Source organism: Bacillus sp. LR--39, from assembly GCF_053613335.1.
Window position 1 is genome coordinate 1 of the sequence record NZ_JBSIOT010000700.1, and the last position, 789, is coordinate 789.

The 789-nt window shown below is 46.4% G+C and carries 1 protein-coding gene; it reads right to left on the reverse strand.

Annotated elements, in window-relative coordinates:
* On the reverse strand, positions 1 to 593 hold a 593-nt coding region (locus ACWHAR_RS25940; protein WP_452088282.1), incomplete at its 3' end, for an asparagine synthetase B family protein.
* Positions 594 to 789: the final 196 nt, after the last annotated feature.

Consider the following 789-nt stretch of genomic DNA (forward strand, 5'->3'; position numbering starts at 1 on the left):
ACGCCAGTGCCCGGGGTTCTGGACGGTCCAAGCCCGAAAATTTCAGAAAGTCCCGTTCTGTCCACTCGCGCTTTTATATCAGGGTGCGCGAGGATTGCTTTGATTTCCGACCCGAAGAGAAATGAAGAGCCTTCATTCGTGTAAAAAAACGGCTTTACGCCGAGACGGTCTCTCGCGGCAAACAGCAGATTACGCTTTTCATCCCACACAGCGAAAGCGAATATGCCATTGAGATGGTCGACACAGTCTTCCTGCCATTCGATGTAGCTGTGCAGAAGCACCTCGGTATCTGACGTACGCTCGAATTGATGGCCCCGCGCCCGCAATTCTTTGCGCAAATCTTCCGTGTTATAAAGCTCGCCATTGTAAATAATGGTGTAGGTATCCCCTTTATAGGTGCACGCCATCGGCTGGCGTCCGCCTTCAATATCAACAACTGCAAGTCTTTTATGTCCGAATAAAACATGGTGCTCCCCCCAAACGTTTGAATCATCAGGCCCTCGTTTGGAAAGAGTGTCTGTCATTCTGTCCATCGTTTGTTTTTCCTGGACGAGCTGCTTTTTAAAATCGACCCAACCCGTAATTCCACACATGTGACATCAGCTCCAATCCCGTTTCTTTCGTAACAATTTCGTTTCTTTCAGCACCTTAGTAAGTTTATGCATCTATAGGCAGATAGTTGATTTGTCCATAAAAGAGTTGTATGGGACAGGCTTGAATTGGAAAGAAAAGAGAGGAATGAAGAAAAAGGAGACAGCATGGATGAAACGGAAACAATTGTTATATACA